Source organism: Pseudoxanthomonas sp. LjRoot204_2, from assembly GCF_056175765.1.
In genome coordinates this window covers 1-2,031 of the sequence record NZ_JBGFFG010000529.1, presented here as the reverse complement: position 1 = coordinate 2,031, position 2,031 = coordinate 1, and the positions used below count along the sequence as shown (strand labels likewise).

Sequence of the window (2,031 nt, the reverse complement as noted above, 5' to 3'; positions counted from 1 at the left end):
ATCGGGTGGCGCCCGACCACGCGGATGATCTCGTCGGCCTGCTGGGCGGCCATCGCGGGGTCGGTGGCCAGCAGGCGGCGCGCGTGGTCCAGCGCGGTCTGCAGCGTGCCGCTCGGGCTGGCGACCGCGTTCATGCACCGTCTCCGTGCAGCAGGACGGTGAAGCGTGCGCAGTCGGCCATCGGTCGAGCCAATCGGGTATCCCGGTGTGGTGGCGTATCCCTCGCCTCCAATCTATAGGCGAACTGGGGGCGCTGGATAGAGCGGGAAGCCGCCGTGACGCACGCTTTTTTGCTTCGCAAAAAGTAATCCGACTTTCACCCTTCCCGTCCGCACCGTGAGGGTGCGAGCGTTGCGGAGGGAGGTACATGATGGTGCGGCAAGGGGCTGTGCCGGACCCCCGTACACCGCTTAGGCTTGGCGCATGCCCGGCGGCTGCATGGTCGGGCGCCACCTCCCGACGGGARCGCCATGCCGGATACCGCCCCTCCCTTGTCGCTCGACCGTGCCCGGGCGCTGCCCGCCCGCTACTACGCCGGAGAGGCGATGCTGGCGATGGAGCAGGCCGCCGTGTTCCAACGCAGCTGGCAACTGGTCGCCCACCAGGGGCAGCTCGCCGAGCCGGGCGACCACGTGGTGGAGCGGATCGGCGATGTACCGGTGCTGGTGGTGCGCGGGCAGGATGGCGTGCTGCGCGCTTTCCCCAATGTGTGCCGGCATCGCGCCGGCCCGCTGGCGCTGTGCAACGGCAAGGGCGCACGCGCGCTGCACTGCAAGTACCACGGCTGGACGTACACGCTGGAAGGCCAGCTGCGCAGCGCGCCCGAAATGCAGGGCGCCGCGGATTTCGACGTCAAGGACATCCACCTGCCGCCGCTGCGCGTGCACGCCTGGCAGGGGCTGGTGTTCGTCGCGCTGCACGAGGACGTGCCGCCGTTCGAAGAGGTCTACGCCGGCATCGCCGGGCGCATCACACCGATCGACCTGGCTGCGATGCAGTTCCACCGCCGCGACAGCTACGACATCGCGTGCAACTGGAAGGTCTACGTGGACAACTTCCTCGAGGGCTACCACCTGCCGCACGTGCATCCTGGGCTGTCGAAGGTGCTCGACTACCGCGCCTACGACACCGAACTGTTCCCCTGGCATTCGCTGCAGCATTCTCCGCTGCGCAACAGCGGCGACATCTATGGCGATGGCGACGCGTTCTACTACTTCGTCTACCCGAACGTGATGCTCAACATCATGCCGGGGCGACTGCAGACCAATCGCATCCTGCCACTCGGGCCGGACCGCTGCCGCGTGGAGTTCGATTACTACTACGCGCAGGACGATGCCGCGCTGGCGCGCATCGCCAACGACCAGGCCTTCAGCGACGAAGTTCAGGACGAGGACATCCGCATCTGCGAAGCGGTACAGCAGGGCCTGGCGTCGGGCTTCTACGAGGCGGGCCGGTTGTGCCCCAAGCGCGAGAGCGGCGTGTGGCATTTCCACAATCTGTTGAGGGCGGCGTATGGCGATGCGTGACCGGTTACTGCCCGCACTCCTGTTCTCGCTTGCCTTCATCGCCTCGCCCGCTGGCGCGCAGGACCTGCTGATCCAGGCCGGCCGCGTGCTCGACGTTGAAACGGGCCGGATGCTCGAGGGGCACGACATACTGGTGCGCGACGGACGCATCGTGTCGATCGCGCCGCCCACGAAAGGCGTGGATCCCCGCGTTCGGGTCCTCGACTGGTCCGCGCTGACCGTCGTGCCCGGCCTGATGGACATGCACACGCACCTGGCCGACGAAGGGCCCTATGGCGATCCCGCGACACCGCTGAGGAGCAATGCCGCGCGCGATGCCTTCATCGGCGCGCGCAATGCGCGGGCGACCCTGCAGGCCGGCTTCACCACGGTGCGGGATGTCGGGGTCTATCGCGGTTTCGCCGACGTGCAATTGCGCGATGCGATCAACGCCGGCCTCGTGCCCGGGCCGCGCATGTTCGTTGCCGGCACCTACGTCACGGTCACCGGGGGCGGCGGCGAGATC

At 68.0% G+C, this 2,031-nt stretch carries 2 protein-coding genes; both read left to right on the top strand.

Translation table 11 applies throughout. The features are described from left to right. Positions 1-470: 470 nt before the first annotated feature. Positions 471-1,526, top strand: coding sequence for an aromatic ring-hydroxylating oxygenase subunit alpha (locus AC04L7_RS17500; RefSeq protein ID WP_299345887.1), 1,056 nt, complete (start codon positions 471-473; stop codon positions 1,524-1,526). Next, positions 1,519-2,031 (top strand): amidohydrolase family protein (locus AC04L7_RS17495; protein ID WP_475513544.1); only part of this gene is annotated, 513 nt, incomplete at its 3' end. The genes AC04L7_RS17500 and AC04L7_RS17495, both read left to right, overlap by 8 nt.

Excerpts from the sequence above, each read along its gene's own strand:
- AC04L7_RS17500 (WP_299345887.1), top strand. The coding sequence starts at position 471 with ATGCCGGATACCGCCCCTCCCTTGTCGCTCGACCGTGCCCGGGCGCTG.